The 15,326-nt window shown below is 70.4% G+C and carries 15 protein-coding genes; 9 read left to right on the forward strand and 6 right to left on the reverse strand.

Annotated features, from left to right (window positions below; translation table 11 throughout):
- Nucleotides 1-6 precede the first annotated feature (6 nt).
- The 3 genes from ACZ4V6_RS13040 to ACZ4V6_RS13050 all read left to right on the forward strand — a co-directional run bounded on the left by ACZ4V6_RS13040 (nt 7) and on the right by ACZ4V6_RS13050 (nt 2,045).
- Nucleotides 7-267 (forward strand): UBP-type zinc finger domain-containing protein, encoded by a 261-nt coding sequence (locus tag ACZ4V6_RS13040; protein ID WP_467826008.1) that lies wholly within the window; start codon nt 7-9, stop codon nt 265-267.
- A 261-nt stretch (nt 268-528) separates the two neighbouring features.
- Nucleotides 529-942, forward strand: a complete 414-nt coding sequence (locus tag ACZ4V6_RS13045) for an ATP-binding protein (protein ID WP_004925829.1) — start codon at nt 529-531, stop codon at nt 940-942.
- 17 nt (nt 943-959) lie between these two features.
- The gene (locus tag ACZ4V6_RS13050; protein WP_467826011.1) at nt 960-2,045 is read left to right on the forward strand and encodes an RNA polymerase sigma factor SigF; all 1,086 of its coding nucleotides are present in this window, start codon (nt 960-962) and stop codon (nt 2,043-2,045) included.
- A 34-nt stretch (nt 2,046-2,079) separates the two neighbouring features.
- Here ACZ4V6_RS13050 and ACZ4V6_RS13055 read toward each other — a convergent pair whose 3' ends face one another.
- Nucleotides 2,080-2,541 carry a hypothetical protein gene (locus ACZ4V6_RS13055; protein ID WP_467826012.1) on the reverse strand — a complete coding sequence of 154 codons (462 nt, stop codon included), beginning with the start codon at nt 2,539-2,541 and terminating at the stop codon, nt 2,080-2,082.
- A 116-nt stretch (nt 2,542-2,657) separates the two neighbouring features.
- Here ACZ4V6_RS13055 and ACZ4V6_RS13060 point away from each other — a divergent pair, with 116 nt between their 5' ends.
- Nucleotides 2,658-3,626: a diacylglycerol/lipid kinase family protein gene (locus ACZ4V6_RS13060; RefSeq protein ID WP_467826014.1), complete on the forward strand. Its 969-nt coding sequence runs from the start codon at nt 2,658-2,660 to the stop codon at nt 3,624-3,626.
- 320 nt (nt 3,627-3,946) lie between these two features.
- Entirely contained in the window at nt 3,947-4,204 is a 258-nt protein-coding gene (locus tag ACZ4V6_RS13065) for a WhiB family transcriptional regulator (protein ID WP_003973730.1), read from the forward strand.
- A gap of 221 nt (nt 4,205-4,425) precedes the next feature.
- Here ACZ4V6_RS13065 and ACZ4V6_RS13070 read toward each other — a convergent pair whose 3' ends face one another.
- Nucleotides 4,426-5,901, reverse strand: a complete 1,476-nt coding sequence (locus tag ACZ4V6_RS13070; RefSeq protein ID WP_467826017.1) for a sensor histidine kinase — start codon at nt 5,899-5,901, stop codon at nt 4,426-4,428.
- Between the two features lie 574 nt (nt 5,902-6,475).
- On the opposite strand from ACZ4V6_RS13070, the gene nagB reads away from it, so the two are divergent.
- Nucleotides 6,476-7,261 carry a glucosamine-6-phosphate deaminase gene (gene nagB / locus ACZ4V6_RS13075; protein WP_077796539.1) on the forward strand — a complete coding sequence of 262 codons (786 nt, stop codon included), beginning with the start codon at nt 6,476-6,478 and terminating at the stop codon, nt 7,259-7,261.
- Between the two features lie 106 nt (nt 7,262-7,367).
- Here the strand turns inward: nagB and ACZ4V6_RS13080 are convergent, their stop codons facing one another.
- The 4 genes from ACZ4V6_RS13080 to dasA all read right to left on the reverse strand — a co-directional run bounded on the left by ACZ4V6_RS13080 (nt 7,368) and on the right by dasA (nt 12,046).
- On the reverse strand, nt 7,368-8,855 hold the full coding sequence (locus ACZ4V6_RS13080; protein WP_467826019.1) for a glycoside hydrolase family 3 protein: 1,488 nt from the start codon (nt 8,853-8,855) through the stop codon (nt 7,368-7,370).
- A gap of 8 nt (nt 8,856-8,863) precedes the next feature.
- Nucleotides 8,864-9,694 (reverse strand): carbohydrate ABC transporter permease, encoded by an 831-nt coding sequence (locus ACZ4V6_RS13085; RefSeq protein WP_467826022.1) that lies wholly within the window; start codon nt 9,692-9,694, stop codon nt 8,864-8,866.
- Nucleotides 9,691-10,677, reverse strand: coding sequence for a carbohydrate ABC transporter permease (locus ACZ4V6_RS13090; protein ID WP_467826024.1), 987 nt, complete (start codon nt 10,675-10,677; stop codon nt 9,691-9,693). The genes ACZ4V6_RS13085 and ACZ4V6_RS13090 overlap by 4 nt, the downstream gene beginning before the upstream one ends.
- Before the next feature lie 88 nt (nt 10,678-10,765).
- The gene (dasA, locus tag ACZ4V6_RS13095; protein WP_467826026.1) at nt 10,766-12,046 is read right to left on the reverse strand and encodes a N,N'-diacetylchitobiose ABC transporter substrate-binding protein DasA; all 1,281 of its coding nucleotides are present in this window, start codon (nt 12,044-12,046) and stop codon (nt 10,766-10,768) included.
- Nucleotides 12,047-12,500: 454 nt separating this feature from the next.
- On the opposite strand from dasA, the gene ACZ4V6_RS13100 reads away from it, so the two are divergent.
- From ACZ4V6_RS13100 to mctP, 3 genes are all read left to right on the forward strand, one after another.
- The gene (locus ACZ4V6_RS13100) at nt 12,501-13,265 is read left to right on the forward strand and encodes a GntR family transcriptional regulator (RefSeq protein WP_077796534.1); all 765 of its coding nucleotides are present in this window, start codon (nt 12,501-12,503) and stop codon (nt 13,263-13,265) included.
- A 136-nt stretch (nt 13,266-13,401) separates the two neighbouring features.
- Nucleotides 13,402-13,659 carry a DUF3311 domain-containing protein gene (locus tag ACZ4V6_RS13105; protein WP_467826029.1) on the forward strand — a complete coding sequence of 86 codons (258 nt, stop codon included), beginning with the start codon at nt 13,402-13,404 and terminating at the stop codon, nt 13,657-13,659.
- Entirely contained in the window at nt 13,656-15,293 is a 1,638-nt protein-coding gene (gene mctP, locus ACZ4V6_RS13110; RefSeq protein ID WP_467826032.1) for a monocarboxylate uptake permease MctP, read from the forward strand. The genes ACZ4V6_RS13105 and mctP overlap by 4 nt, the downstream gene beginning before the upstream one ends.
- The last annotated feature ends 33 nt before the right edge of the window (nt 15,294-15,326 follow it).

The raw sequence follows: 15,326 nt of genomic DNA on the forward strand, positions 1-15,326 counted from the left end.
GCCATCATGAAACAGTGCACGCACGCCGACGCGCTGCCGCACCCGGATCCGGAGCCGCTGAGCGACACCTGTCCGGAATGCCTGGCCGAGGGCACGGATCCGGTGCAGCTGCGGCTGTGTCTCACCTGCGGCCACGTCGGCTGCTGCGACTCCTCGCCACGGCAGCACGCGACGGCGCACCACAAGGAGACCGGCCACCCCTTGATGCGGACCTTCGAGCCCGGGGAGAACTGGCGCTGGTGCTTCGTCGACCACGTGCTCGTATGACTCTCGCACGACTGCGCCGGGGTACGGTTCGACCGTCCGGCGCCTGGGTACGTCAACCCGGCGCACGCTCTTCCGATTTGAGTCCGCCCACCCCCTAGCCACTGTGCGTGTTCGGGTGTTTACTATGAGTGACAGCAAGGGGACGGGGTCTCGGGGACAGGAAACTTCGGAGCGCGATAACGTCACCGCTGAACCACGCGTCGCGTTACCCCGGGGGGCGTCCCCCGGCCCTGTAACGCTTGTACCACCTTGGAGGTGAGGGTGTCCCAGATCGCAGGCGAGCCCGCGACCCAGGACTTCGTGGAAGTCCGGCTGCCGGCCGCGGGTGCCTACCTGTCGGTGCTGCGTACGGCGACCGCCGGCCTCGCAGCCCGTTTGGACTTCACCCTCGACGAGATCGAGGACCTGCGCATCGCAGTGGACGAGGCCTGCGCGATCCTGCTGCAGCAGGCCGTGCCCGGCTCGGTGCTCAGTTGCGTCTTCCGCCTCGTCGACGACTCGCTCGAAGTCACTGTCTCGGCGCCGACCACGGACGGTCACGCCCCCTCGCGGGACACCTTCGCCTGGACCGTCCTGTCGGCTCTCGCGGGCAAGGTCTCCTCCGCCGTGGACGAGGACAAAACCGTTTCGATCAGCCTCTACAAACAGCGCGGCGCGGGACCCGGGCCGGCGTGAGGAACGGGGACGGGCCGGTGCGGGACGAAGAGCGCGGCACACGGGAGCTGTCGGCCGACGGCACACGTGCGGAGAGCGAGGCCCCACGCATGGCTGACGGCATCGACGGCATCCCCGAGCAGGCCCGCCCGCACCCGGAGGACGAAACCCCCGCGGGGGCCGGGAGCGGGGGCGGAGCCGTGTGGAGCACGCCCGCGGCCGGGCGGGCCGGGGGCACGCCCGCCCCGCCCGGCCGAGCGGAGGCGGGGGCTCGGGAGAGGGCGACGGGCGGGACGATGAGCGAGCACGAGCGACACTCCGAGGACCGGGCGCCGGGCGCGCGCGGCACACAGGGCACGCGGCACGACCCGCAGGACCGCAGCGGGGCGCGCGCCCTGTTCGCCGAGCTGCGCACGCTGACGAAGGACACCCCGGAGTACGCGGAGCTGCGCAATCGGCTGGTACGCATGCACCTGCCGCTCGTCGAGCACCTCGCGCGGCGCTTCCGCAACCGCGGCGAGCCCCTGGACGACCTCACGCAGGTCGCCACCATCGGACTCATCAAGTCCGTCGACCGCTTCGACCCGGACCGCGGGGTGGAGTTCTCCACGTACGCGACCCCGACGGTCGTCGGCGAGATCAAGCGGCACTTCCGGGACAAGGGCTGGGCGGTGCGCGTCCCGCGCCGGCTCCAGGAGCTGCGGCTGGCCCTGACGACGGCCACGGCGGAGCTCTCGCAGCTGCACGGCCGCTCCCCCACGGTCCACGAGCTCGCCGAGAAGCTGTCGATCTCGGAGGAGGAGGTCCTGGAGGGCCTGGAGTCCGCCAACGCGTACTCCACGCTGTCCCTGGACGTCCCGGACACCGACGACGAGTCGCCGGCGGTCGCGGACACCCTCGGGGCCGAGGACGAGGCGCTGGAGGGCGTCGAGTACCGGGAGTCGCTCAAGCCGCTGCTGGAGGATCTGCCGCCGCGCGAGAAGCGGATCCTGCTGCTGCGCTTCTTCGGCAACATGACCCAGTCGCAGATCGCGCAGGAGGTCGGGATCTCCCAGATGCACGTGTCGCGGCTGCTGGCGCGCACGCTGGCGCAGCTGCGGGAGAAGCTGCTGGTCGAGGAGTAGCCACCGACGCGGGCTGCTCCTCCCGCTCCTCGGTTTACTCCTCTTGCTCCCCGGTACGGCCAGGTCCCCGGATGCCGAGGGCCCGCGTCGTCGTGGGGTTCACGAGCAGGACCAGCGCCGTGACGGAGACGACGGCGAGCACGATGCCCGCCGGGATGGCGACGCTGTCGGCCTGAAGCAGGTTGTAGGCCACCGGCAACGCCATGATCTGTGTGATCACCGCGGGTCCCCGGCTCCAGCTGCGCCGGCCCAGCAGCCCTCGTGCGGCGAGCAGCGGCAGCAGGGCGAGGACGATCAGGGTGACGCCGCCGGTGACGGCCGAGGTCCGGTCGTCGGGGTGCCCCGTGAGCCCCTCCACGAGCATCCAGACGCCGCCGACGACGAGCGCCAGCCCCTCCAGCGCGGCGAGCGCGGCCGCGGCGGTCAGCCGGCCGGGACGAGGGCCCGTCTCTTCGGCGGCTTCGGCTTCGGGGGTGGAGTTCTGCTCACTGCTCACCCCTGAAGGGTAGCCCTCCCGGCGCCGGCGCCCGCGGACCGGTCCCGCCCCGCCCTCCCGCCTGATCCCCGCCTCGGCCTGGGCCGGGGTACCGCCCAGTAGGTACCCTGCACACCATGCGTGCACTTCTCGTGGTCAATCCGGCGGCAACCACCACGAGCGCGCGTACGCGCGACGTGCTGATCCACGCGCTCGCGAGCGAGATGAAGCTGGAGGCGGTCACCACCGAGTACCGCGGCCACGCGCGCGACCTCGGCCGGCAGGCCGCGCAGAGCGACGACATCGAACTCGTGGTGGCCCTCGGCGGCGACGGCACGGTGAACGAGGTCGTCAACGGCCTGCTGCACGCCGGACCCGACCCGGAGCACCTGCCGGGACTCGCGGTCGTCCCCGGCGGGTCCACCAACGTCTTCGCCCGCGCCCTCGGCCTGCCCAACCACGCGGTCGAGGCCACCGGCGCCCTGCTGGACGCGCTGCGCGAGGGCAGCGAACGGACCGTCGGCCTGGGACTGGCCTCCGGCACCCCGGGCTCGGCGGACGAGGCCGTGCCCTCCCGCTGGTTCACCTTCAACGCCGGACTGGGCTTCGACGCCGGCGTGGTCGGGCGGGTCGAGCAGCACCGCGAACAGGGCAAGAAGTCCACCCACTCCCTCTACGTCCGCCAGGTGGTGCGCCAGCTCATCGGGGAGCCGCACCGGCGCAGCGGGACGATCACCCTGGAGCGGGCGGGCGAGGACCCGGTCACCGATCTGGTGCTGTCCATAGTCTCGAACACCTGCCCCTGGACGTTTCTCGGCAATCGCCCCATCTACGCGTCGCCCGAGGCCTCGTTCGACACGGGCCTCGACGTCTTCGGCCTCAGTCGGCTCTCGACGGCCGCGGTTGCCCGGTATGGCACCCAGTTGCTCACTTCGTCCCCCGAGCGCGGCCCCCGCGGCAAGCACGCCGTCTCGCTGCACGATCTGAGCGACTTCACCTTGCATTCGAAGGTGCCGCTGCCCCTCCAGATGGACGGTGACCACCTGGGGCTACGGACGAGTGTGACGTTCACAGGCGTACGCCGTGCACTGCGTGTGATTGTGTGAGCAGAACCGGCAAAAGTCCTTTCACTCGAACGTTTAGGCCAGGGTCCACCCCATAGAAGTACGGCTGTGACCTAGTCGACACCGAAGAATCAAAAAAAACTTTCCGGAAGGGGTTGTATCCATCGCCGAGGTTTGCGAGTCTCTTCTTGGCGATCAGGACGGCCCGCAACACCGGCCTCCACAGATCGCCGGAACCCCTCTTCAAACTCCAAGGACCACGCCGGGAACCTGGCGGTAGGCCCTTCCCTTGTTGAGGGATTCGTGAAAGCGTTCACATTCACAAGCACCCTGCACAGTCATACCAAGGAGAGGTAGCAGCCATGGACTGGCGTCACCGCGCCGTTTGCCGCGAGGAAGACCCCGAGCTCTTCTTCCCCATCGGCAACACCGGTCCCGCGCTGCTGCAGATCGAGGAAGCCAAGGCCGTCTGCCGTCGCTGCCCTGTCATGGAGCAGTGCCTGCAGTGGGCGCTCGAGTCCGGCCAGGACTCCGGCGTCTGGGGTGGTCTCAGCGAGGACGAGCGTCGTGCGATGAAGCGCCGCGCCGCCCGCAACCGGGCTCGTCAGGCCTCCGCCTGATCAGTCACCCCTGCTGACAGCCTGAGCTTGGCGGCGCGTACAGCGAGTACGCAGTTCCCGCCCCCCGAGCCGCAGCGCGCAGTACCCCCGATGCTCCCCCGCATCGCATGAGCACTGGCCTCGGACCTTCACCGGTCCGGGGCTTTTTGCTGTTCCCGACCCGTCTGTTCCCACTGCCCCGCCGCTCCTGCCACCCCGCCGCTCCTGCCACCCCGCCGCTCCTACTTCTCCGTCGGCACCGGGATGTCCAGGATCACCCGGGTGCCGCGCTCGGGAGCCGGGACCATGTCGAAGGCGCCGCCCAGCTCCCCCTCGACCAGCGTGCGGACGATCTGCAGCCCCAGGTTGCCGGAGCGGTGCGGGTCGAAGTCCTCGGGCAGGCCGACACCGTCGTCCTGGACGGTGACCAGCAGCCGCGCCTCCTTCGTCGTGCCCCCGCGGACCGCGGAGACCTCGACCGTGCCGGTGTCGCCCTCGCGGAAGCCGTGCTCCAGCGCGTTCTGCAGCACCTCGGTCAGCACCATCGACAGCGGCGTCGCCACCTCGGCGTCCAGGATGCCGAAACGGCCGGTGCGCCGGCCGGTCACCTTGCCGGGCGAGATCTCGGCGACCATGGCCAGTACGCGGTCGGCGATCTCGTCGAACTCCACGCGCTCGTCCAGGTTCTGAGACAGCGTCTCATGCACGATCGCGATCGAGCCGACCCGGCGGACCGCCTCCTCGAGCGCTTCGCGGCCGCGCTCGGACTCGATGCGCCGGGCCTGGAGCCGGAGCAGGGCCGCCACCGTCTGGAGGTTGTTCTTCACCCGGTGGTGGATCTCCCGGATGGTGGCGTCCTTGGTGATCAACTCACGTTCACGGCGGCGCAGTTCCGTGACGTCGCGCAGCAGCACCAGCGAACCGATGCGCGTGCCCTTGGGCTTGAGCGGGATGGCGCGGAACTGGATCACCCCGTCGTGGGCCTCGATCTCGAACTCGCGCGGCGCCCAGCCGCTGGCCACCTTGGCGAGCGCCTCGTCCACCGGACCGCGGGAAGGGGCGAGTTCGGCCGTGGTCCGGCCCAGGTGGTGGCCGACGAGGTCGGCGGCGAGGCCCATCCGGTGGTAGGCCGACAGGGCGTTCGGGGAGGCGTACTGGACGATGCCGTCGCCGTCGACGCGGATGAGGCCGTCGCCGACGCGGGGCGAGGCGTCCATGTCGACCTGCTGGTTCTCGAACGGGAAGGCGCCGGCGGCGATCATCTGCGCGAGGTCCGAGGCGCTCTGGAGGTAGGTGAGCTCCAGACGGCTCGGCGTGCGCACGGTGAGGAGGTTGGTGTTGCGGGCGATGACGCCGAGGACGCGCCCCTGGCGCCGCACGGGGATGGACTCGACCCGGACCGGGACCTCCTCGCGCCACTCCGGGTCGCCCTCGCGCACGATCCGGCCCTCGTCCAGGGCGATGTCCAGCATGGGGCGCCGGCCGCGCGGGACGAGGTGGCCGACCATGTCGTCCTGGTACGAGGTCGGGCCGGTGTTGGGCCGCATCTGGGCGACCGACACGTACCGGGTGCCGTCGCGGGTGGGGACCCACAGGACCAGGTCGGCGAAGGAGAGGTCGGAGAGGAGCTGCCACTCCGAGACCAGCAGATGGAGCCACTCGAGGTCGGAGTCGTCGAGGGCGGTGTGCTGGCGTACGAGTTCGTTCATGGAGGGCACGTGGCCGAGCGTACCTGGCGGTACGGACGGCGATCGAAATCGGCCAGATTCCGCCGCGTCCGGGGCCCGGAGACACCCGCGGGCCGCGGCGCCTGGGAGGGACCCTCAACCCTCCCGGCACCGCAGCCCGGAGCAACATCGGCCGTGGGGTGTGCGGTCCCTGTCGGCCGAAGGTCGAGGAGCCGGTGCAGTCAGGGCAGAGAGCTCCGGTTCCTCGGTCCGCCCTCCTGTGCGGGGAAGGCGGAAGCCTGACGTCCATCTCGCGCGAGTGTCGCGGCCAGTGTCTCGGTGACCATTGTGGACTAGACCACTAGCCGTGTCCATGCGGTGGACGGTCTTTGCGATTGTCGTGTCCGCCGGGCGCACGGCGTCCGGGCGGTCGCCTGAAGCCTAACCCTGTTGGCCCACGAGCGGGGCCGGACGGCCGGGGCAATTTCCGCACCCGCCTCGACGCACGCCTGCGGCCGGCCGCCGTTTCGGCACGCCCGCGGGGCCCTCCTCTGTTAGATTGGTCTAAACCACATGGCCAGTTCCGGCACCGGGTGGGTGCCTTACCTCGAAACGGCAGGCAAGCGTGGAAGTTGTCATCGTTCCCGACGCCAGGGCGGGCGGCGAGCTCATTGCCGAGGCCATGGCGCAGTTGCTCCGGCGCAAGCCCGACGCCCTGCTCGGGGTCGCCACCGGCTCGACGCCGCTGCCCGTGTACGAGGCGCTGGCGGCCCGGGTGCGCGCGGGTTCCGTGGACACCGCGCGGGCACGGATCGCCCAGCTCGACGAGTACGTGGGGCTGCCGGCGGAACACCCGGAGTCGTACCGCTCGGTGCTGCGGCGCGAGGTGCTCGAACCGCTCGGGATCAGCATGGACGCGTTCATGGGCCCGGACGGCACGGCCGCGGACGTGCAGGCCGCGTGCGAGGCCTACGACCGCGCGCTCGGCGAGGCCGGCGGGGTGGATCTCCAGCTGCTGGGGATCGGGACCGACGGGCACATCGGGTTCAACGAGCCGTGCTCCTCGCTCGCCTCGCGGACCCGGATCAAGACGCTGACCGAGCAGACCCGCGTCGACAACGCGCGGTTCTTCGACGGCGACATCGAGCAGGTCCCGCACCACGTGATCACGCAGGGCATCGGCACCATCCTGGAGGCCCGGCACCTGGTGCTGCTGGCCACCGGCGAGGGCAAGGCGGACGCGGTCGCCGCGAGCGTGGAGGGCCCGGTCGCGGCCGTGTGCCCGGCCTCCGCGCTGCAGCTGCACCCGCACGCCACGGTCGTCGTCGACGAGGCCGCCGCGTCCAAGCTGAAGCTCGCCGACTACTTCCGGCACACCTACGCCCACAAGCCCGACTGGCAGGGCATCTGACCCGCGGGTCCGCGCTCACCCCCCTGCGGACCCGGAGGCGGAAGGCGCCGCACCCCCGATCCGGGGGTGCGGCGCCTTCGTCGTGTCGGGCCGGCCGGCGCCCGGGTCAGACGCCCGCGACGACCTCCGCCGCCGCCCGGCCGCAGACGCGGGCCGCGCCGTGGGTGGCCACGTGCAGGGCACCGCGGGGCTCGGCCCCGGGGACGCCCATCTCGACCACGATCGTGTCGGGCCGGGCCTCCAGCACGGTGTCGAGGGCCGCAGCCATCCAGGGGTGGCGGTGCTCGTCGCGGACGACCGCCACGACACGGCGCGGGCCGGCCGCCGCCAGCACCTCCTCGCCCGCGTCCGCCCCGGCGAAGCTGCCGGTCCCGGTGCCGGGGAGCAGGCGGCCCAGCTCGGCGGCGACGCCCCAGGGGGTCTCGTCGCCGACCGCGATGTTGGCGACGGGGGTGAGCGCGGCGACGTACGGCGGCTCGGTGAGGGGGGTGAAGCCCTCGGCGCCGGTGACGCGCAGGGCGCGGCGGGCCGCGCGCAGGCCCACGTCGCCGTCGGCGGGCACGGACCGCGAGGCGTCCGCCCGGTCCGCCGTCCAGCGGGCCAGGGCACGTACCCGCTCCGCCGCGTCGGCCAGGCGTTCCTCGGACAGCTCGCCCGAGCGGACCGCCTCCACCAGCGCGTCGCGCAGGCGCCGTACGGTCTCCTCGTCGGCCAGGCCCCCGCCCACGCAGATCGCGTCGGCCCCGGCCGCGACGGCCAAGACGCTGCCGCGTTCGATGCCGTAGGTGCCCGCGATGGCCCGCATCTCCATGCCGTCGGTGACGATGAGGCCGTCGTAGCCCAGCTCGCCGCGGAGCACGCCGGTCAGGATGTGGCGGGACAACGTTGCCGGACGGTCCGGGTCCAGGGCCGGGACCAGGATGTGGGCGCTCATCACCGCGCGGCTGCCGGCGGCGATGGCCGCGCGGAACGGCACCAGGTCGCGCTCGGCCAGCACCGAGGCGTCCACGTCGATGCGCGGCAGGGCGTGGTGGGAGTCGACGGCGGTGTCGCCGTGGCCCGGGAAGTGCTTGGTGCAGGCGGCCACTCCCGCCGACTGCAGGCCGGTGACGTAGGCCGCGGTGTGCCGGGCGACCAGGTCGGTGCCGGCGCCGAAGGAGCGCACGCCGATGACCGGGTTGCCGGGGTTGGAGTTGACGTCGGCGGACGGGGCCCAGTTGAGGTTGACCCCGCAGGCCGCGAGGCGCCGGCCCAGCTCCGCGGCGACCTGCCGGGTGAGCTCCACGTCGTCCACCGCGCCGAGGGCGAGGTTGCCGGGGAAGGAGGAGCCGGTGCGCACCTCGAGGCGGGTGACGTCGCCGCCCTCCTCGTCGATGGCGACCAGCACGTCCTCGCGCTCGGCGCGCAGCTGGGCGGTGAGGGCGGCCAGCTGCTCGGCCGAGGCGATGTTGCGCCCGAACAGGCCGACGGAGGCCAGCCCCTCGCCGAGGCGGCGCAGCACCCAGTCGGGGGCGGTGGTGCCGGTGAAGCCGGGCTGGAGGACGGTCAGTGCGTCGCGCGTGAGCGTGTCGGTACCGCTGGCGATTGTCGTCATCGGATGGCTTATCCCTTCACGGCGCCGGCGGTCAGGCCGCTGACGGCCTTGCGCTGCAGGAAGACGAAGAGGACCAGGATCGGGATGGCGAAGAGGGACGAGGCGGCCATGGTCGCGCCCCAGTTGTCGCCGAAGACGGTCTGGAAGCTGGTCAGCCACAGCGGCAGGGTCTGGGACTCCGCCTCCTTGTTGACGACCAGGACGAGGGGGAGCTCGTTCCAGGCGGTGATGAAGCCGAACATCGAGGTGGACATCAGGCCCGGCGCGAGCAGCGGCAGGATGACCCGGCGGAAGGCCTGGGCGCGGGTGCAGCCGTCGACCATCGCGGACTCCTCCAGCTCCTTCGGCACGGCGGCGACGAAGCCGCGCAGCGTCAGGATGGTGAAGGGCAGGATCATCATCATGTAGAAGAGTGTGAGCGGCACGAGGCTGTTCAGCATCGACGCGTCGCGCACGATCATGTAGATGGCGATGACCATGACTTCCCAGGGCGCCATCTGGGCGAGCATGAAGCCGACGATGAAGCCGCGCCGCCCCTTGAACCGCATCCGCGCCAGGGCGAAGGCCCCGGCCAGCGCGATGACCAGTGAGAAGACGACCGCGCAGACGGTGACGACGAGCGAGTTGGTGACGTAGGTCCAGAAGTGGTCGGCGTCGACCGCCGTCCTGAAGTGCTCGAAGGTGATGTCGGTCGGGAACCAGACCGGGTCCTCCGAGATGATGTCGCCGGTCGGCTTGAAGGCCGTGGCGAACATCCAGTAGACGGGGAAGACGAGGCCGATGAACAGGACGACGGCCGTGACGTTGGGCCACAGGCGGCCGAAGAGCGAGCGCTTCACAGCTCGTCCTCCTCTTGCTTGAGCACGATCCTGAGGTAGTAGGCGGTCAGGCCGAGCAGGATCAGGATGGTCAGGACCGCGATCGCGGCGCCCATGCCGTAGTGCTGGTTGCCGACACCCTCGATGTAGGCGTAGACGGGCAGGATCTCGGTGAGACGGTCGGGACCGCCGCCGTTGAACGTGTAGACCTGGACGAACGCCTTGAAGATCCAGATGATCTCCAGGAAGGTCGTCGCGTAGAGGAACGGCCGCAGGAACGGCAGGGTGACCGTGGTGAAGCTGCGCCAGGCGCCGGCCCCGTCGAGGGAGGCCGCCTCGTACAGCTCGTCGGGGATGGTGGTGGTCGCCGCGTACAGGTTGATCGCGACGAACGGGACGGACATCCAGACGATCAGCACGGTGACGACGAAGAAGGTCGAGAACTGGCTGCCGGTCCAGCTGAAGTCGGCCATGGAGTGCCAGCCGAGCTTGTCCAGCACCCAGTTGACGACGCCGAAGCGCTGGGCGAACAGCCACTGGTAGACGGTGGTCGCGGCGACCACCGGCATCGCCCACGCCAGCACCAGCCCGATCATCAGCACGAACCGCATCACCCTGCCGAGGCGGGCGAGCAGCAGGCCGATCAGGCCGCCCAGCACCATGGTGAGGACGACGTTGACCGCCGTGAAGAGGATCGAGCGGAGCGTGACCCGCCAGAAGTCCTCGCCGGTGAGGACCTCCTTGTAGTTGTCGAAGCCGGTCCACTCGGTGACGTGCTGGATCAGCTGCGCCATGTTGAGGTTCTGGAAGGACAGCAGGCCGTCCTTCAGCAGCGGCCAGCCCAGCAGCAGCACGGTGGCCGCGCAGGCCGGCAGCAGCAACAGGTACGGGACGAGCGCGCCGGCGCGGGACGCGGCTCTCGGTTTCGCCTGGCCGGTGTTCCCGCCGTCCGCCTTGCGGACGTCCGACGGGCCTCGGGGCGGCCGTTCGGTCTGCACGGTCATGCTCGCGGTCTCTCTTCTTCTCGACCTGTCCAACTCAAACCGGGGCGGGGGCCGTCGTGTGCCAGCCCCCGCCCCGGCTCACCCGGTGTTACTGCTGCTGCGCCAGGCGCTTGTTGAACTCGCCCTCGACCTGCTTGGCGGCCTCGGCGGGGGACTTCCCCTTCAGCACGGCCGTCAGGTAGGTCTTGATCGGGTTGGGGTCGTTCTCGACCGCGGCCCACTCCGGGATCAGCGGCGTGGTGTCACCGCCCGCGGCGGCCGGCGCGGCGGCCTCGGCGGCGGCGTTGCCCTGGAGGTTGCTCTGCAGCGACTCCTTGTTCGGGATGACGCCGTTGGCCTTGGCCAGCGCACCCTCGTACTTGTCGGAGAGCGCGAGCTTCAGGAACTCCTTGGCCAGCTCCTGCTTCTTGCTGCCCGCGGCGACGGCCAGGTTGGAACCACCGAGGAAGACGCCCTCGGGCTTGTCGGCCGTGGCGCCCGGGATGGTGAAGTAACCGAGGTCCTTCTCGATCGCCGGGTTGGCGGTGATCGCGGTGCCGCCCTCCCAGCCCATGCCGATGATGGCGCCGGTCTTGCCCTTGGCGAAGATCTCGCCCTGCTGCGGGGTGGCCTCGTCCTTGTCCTTGGGCGCCTTGGACAGGGCCTGGAACTTCTTGTAGGTCTCGGTGGCGGCCGCGACCTTCGGGTCGGCCAGGTTGGAGACGTACTTGTCGCCGTCCTTCTTGACCAGCTCGCCGCCCTCGCCGATGACCAGGCCCACGAAGTGGTACCAGTTCTGGCCGGGCAGGTAGATCGGCTCGGCGTCGGTCTTCTCGCCGATCGTCTTGAGGTCGTTGTAGAACTCGTCACGGGTCTTGGGCGTGTCCTTGATGCCCGCGTCCGCCCAGATCTTCTTGTTGTAGACGACCACGCGGTTGACCACGAACCACGGGGCGGCGTACTGCTTGCCGTCGAAGACGGCCGACTTGTTGAGGGACTCGGACCAGTCGGTGCCGATGCCGCTCTTGAGGTCGCTCAGGTCCGCCAGGCCGCCGGTCTTGGCGTAGGCCGGGGTCTGGGTGTTGCCGATCTCGAAGACGTCGGGCGGGTTCTCCTCGGAGAGGGCGGTGGTCAGCTTCTGCTGGATACCGTTCCACTTCTGGATCTCGAACTTGACCTTGGCCTTGGTCTTCGCCTCGAACTCCTTGGCGAGGTCCGCCTGCCACTGGTCGGGCGAGGAGCCGTCCATCACCCACACGGTCAGCGTCTGGCCGGCGTAGCCGTCCGCCCCGGCCTTCTTGCCGTCGTCGTCGCCGCCGTCGCCCCCGCACGCCGCGACCGAGACCATCATGCCCGCGATACCGATCGCGGCTATCAGCTTGCGCTTCACGCCACCCTCCTCAGGGATGCCACAAAACCCCCCTGCCTCCCCGCGGTTGCTCGTCGACGCGGACCGCCCATGGGGCCGGGACCTGGACCAATGGTGTAGACCAGTAGGGGGAGCTTGGCCCAGACCAATAGGGCTGTCAAGGGTGTTCAAGCGCCCCCCGGACGTCCGTGATGCGACCGAGATATGCAGGGACCTTTCATTGCGCAAGCGACACATCGGACGGGCCGGCGCCGGGTGTACCACCGCTTCCCGGCGGGGCGCCGGGACCGGCCGGACGGCATGTACCAACGCCCCCACGGCGGCGCGGTGGACTAGACCAACGGGGGCCTCGGAGGTATACAGAGGGGATCACGGAGCGTGCGGGATCCTCCCGGCACGAACCCGTGCCACGATGTGAGCCGTGGCCGATAGGGGATGTCGGTCGCTTCGGCACCCGGAGCCGGGAAGGCAGAGCATGAGCACCGACGTCAGCAGTGCGGAGAACGAGGGTGGGGCGACCGTCCGTACCGCGCGCGTGCCCAAGTACTACCGACTGAAGAAGCACCTGCTCGACATGACCCGGACACAGGCGCCGGGCACGCCGGTCCCGCCCGAACGCACGCTGGCCGCGGAGTTCGACACCTCGCGCACGACCGTGCGCCAGGCCCTGCAGGAGCTGGTCGTCGAGGGCCGCCTCGAACGCATCCAGGGCAAGGGCACCTTCGTCGCCAAGCCCAAGGTGTCGCAGGCACTGCAGCTCACCTCCTACACGGAGGACATGCGGGCCCAGGGTCTCGAACCCACCTCGCAGCTGCTGGACATCGGCTACATCACCGCCGACGAGCGCCTCGCCGGGCTGCTGGACATCACGGCGGGCGGCCGGGTGCTGCGCATCGAGCGGCTGCGCATGGCCAACGGCGAGCCGATGGCCATCGAGACGACCCACCTGTCGGCGAAGCGCTTCCCCGCCCTGCGCAGGTCGCTGGTGAAGTACACGTCCCTCTACACGGCCCTCGCCGAGGTGTACGACGTCCGTCTCGCCGAGGCCGAGGAGACCATCGAGACCTCGCTGGCGACCCCGCGCGAGGCCGGCCTGCTCGGCACCGACGTCGGCCTGCCGATGCTGATGCTCTCCCGGCACTCGCTGGACCGTACGGGCCGGCCGGTGGAGTGGGTGCGGTCGGTGTACCGGGGCGACCGCTACAAGTTCGTGGCCCGGCTCAAGCGGCCCCAGGACTGAGCGTCCCCTCCCCCGCGCCGCACGGCGTCGCGGGCGAGGACCGATATGCGGACGAGGTCTTCCGCTGTCTCGACGCCGTCACCTACATTTTCGTGCGCACTGCACCAGGTGATCAGCGAGGGGACGGAGCCACCGCATGTCGCAAGCCCCAGAAGTGAACAGAGGGCCGACGGTGACGCCGGCGCGCGTCGTCATCGCCCTCTGCCTCGTCGCACCGTTCGTGGCCATGTTGTGGGTCGGGTCGTACGCCGAGACCGACCCGGCCCTCATCGGCATCCCGTTCTTCTACTGGTACCAGATGGCGTGGGTGCTGATCTCCACCGTGCTGACGGTGATCGCGTACAAGCTCTGGCAGCGTGACCAGCGCTCCCGCCGGGAAGGCGGGGCCGAGTGAACGACGGCGTGAACGGCGTCGCACTCGCCGTCTTCATCTTCTTCTTCGTGCTCGTCACCGCGATGGGCTTCATGGCCGCCCGCTGGCGCAGGGCCGAGAACGAGCACAGCCTCGACGAATGGGGCCTGGGCGGCCGCTCGTTCGGCACCTGGGTCACCTGGTTCCTGCTGGGCGGCGACCTCTACACGGCGTACACCTTCGTGGCCGTGCCGGCGGCGATCTACGCGGCGGGCGCGTCCGGCTTCTTCGCCGTGCCGTACACGATCCTGGTCTATCCGCTGATCTTCACCTTCCTGCCCCGCCTGTGGTCGGTCTCCCACAAGCACGGCTACGTGACGACCTCGGACTTCGTGCGCGGCCGGTTCGGCTCGAAGGGCCTGTCGCTGGCGGTCGCCGTCACCGGCATCCTCGCCACGATGCCCTACATCGCGCTCCAGCTGGTCGGCATCCAGGCCGTGCTGGACGTGATGGGCGTCGGCGGCGGCGAGGACACCAACTGGTTCGTCAAGGACCTGCCGCTGCTGATCGCCTTCGGCGTGCTGGCGGCGTACACCTACTCGTCGGGGCTGCGCGCGCCCGCGCTGATCGCGTTCGTGAAGGACACGCTGATCTACATCGTGATCGCCGTGGCCATCATCTACATCCCGATCAAGCTGGGCGGCTTCGACGACGTCTTCGCCAAGGCGGGCGAGGCGTTCGGCCAGACCAACGAGGTGACCGGCAAGCCGCGCGGCGCCGTGGTGCCGCCCGAGGCGGGCCAGTGGACGTACGCCACGCTGGCGCTCGGCTCGGCGCTCGCGCTGTTCATGTACCCGCACTCGATCACCGCGACGCTGTCCTCGCGCAGCCGTGAGGTGATCCGCCGCAACACCACGATCCTGCCGCTGTACTCCCTGATGCTCGGCCTGCTCGCGCTGCTGGGCTTCATGGCGATCGCGGCCGGGATCAAGGTGAGCAACGGCCAGCTGGCGATCCCGCAGCTGTTCGAGGACATGTTCCCGGACTGGTTCGCGGGCGTCGCCTTCGCGGCGATCGGCATCGGCGCACTGGTCCCGGCGGCGATCATGTCGATCGCGGCCGCGAACCTCTTCACCCGCAACATCTACAAGGACTTCATCAAGCCGGACGCCACCCCGGAGCAGGAGACCAAGGTCTCCAAGCTGGTGTCGCTGCTGGTGAAGGTGGGCGCGCTGGTCTTCGTCCTGACGATGGACAAGACGGTCGCGATCAACTTCCAGCTGCTCGGCGGCATCTGGATCCTGCAGACCTTCCCGGCCCTGGTGGGCGGCCTGTTCACCCGCTGGTTCCACCGCTGGGCCCTGCTCGCCGGCTGGGCGGTCGGCATGGTGTACGGCACCCTCGTCGCGTACGGGGTGCCGTCGCCGACCAACCCGGACCAGAAGCACTTCGGCGGCTCCTCGGAGGAGATCCCGGGTATCGGCGAGATCGGTTACATCGGTCTCACCGCCTTCGCGCTGAACGTCCTGGTCACCGTGGTCCTGACCTTCGTCCTGAGGGCCGTCAAGGCCCCCGACGGCGTCGACGAGACGCAGCCGGCCGACTACACGGCGGACGCGGGCGACCCGGGCGTCCGGGTGGAGCTGCCGCCGGCCACGGCGGGCACCTCGCACTGACCCGCGCACGGGCGACGGGCCGTCGGAGAAAAC

This window comes from Streptomyces sp. NPDC029152 (genome assembly GCF_055564355.1).

Coding starts and splice junctions, on each gene's coding strand:
- ACZ4V6_RS13060 (WP_467826014.1), top strand. CDS start 2,658: ATGCGTGCACTTCTCGTGGTCAATCCGGCGGCAACCACCACGAGCGCG.
- ACZ4V6_RS13065 (WP_003973730.1), top strand. CDS start 3,947: ATGGACTGGCGTCACCGCGCCGTTTGCCGCGAGGAAGACCCCGAGCTC.
- ACZ4V6_RS13100 (WP_077796534.1), top strand. CDS start 12,501: ATGAGCACCGACGTCAGCAGTGCGGAGAACGAGGGTGGGGCGACCGTC.
- ACZ4V6_RS13105 (WP_467826029.1), top strand. CDS start 13,402: ATGTCGCAAGCCCCAGAAGTGAACAGAGGGCCGACGGTGACGCCGGCG.
- ACZ4V6_RS13090 (WP_467826024.1), bottom strand. CDS start 10,677: ATGACCGTGCAGACCGAACGGCCGCCCCGAGGCCCGTCGGACGTCCGC.
- ACZ4V6_RS13040 (WP_467826008.1), top strand. CDS start 7: ATGAAACAGTGCACGCACGCCGACGCGCTGCCGCACCCGGATCCGGAG.
- ACZ4V6_RS13080 (WP_467826019.1), bottom strand. CDS start 8,855: ATGACGACAATCGCCAGCGGTACCGACACGCTCACGCGCGACGCACTG.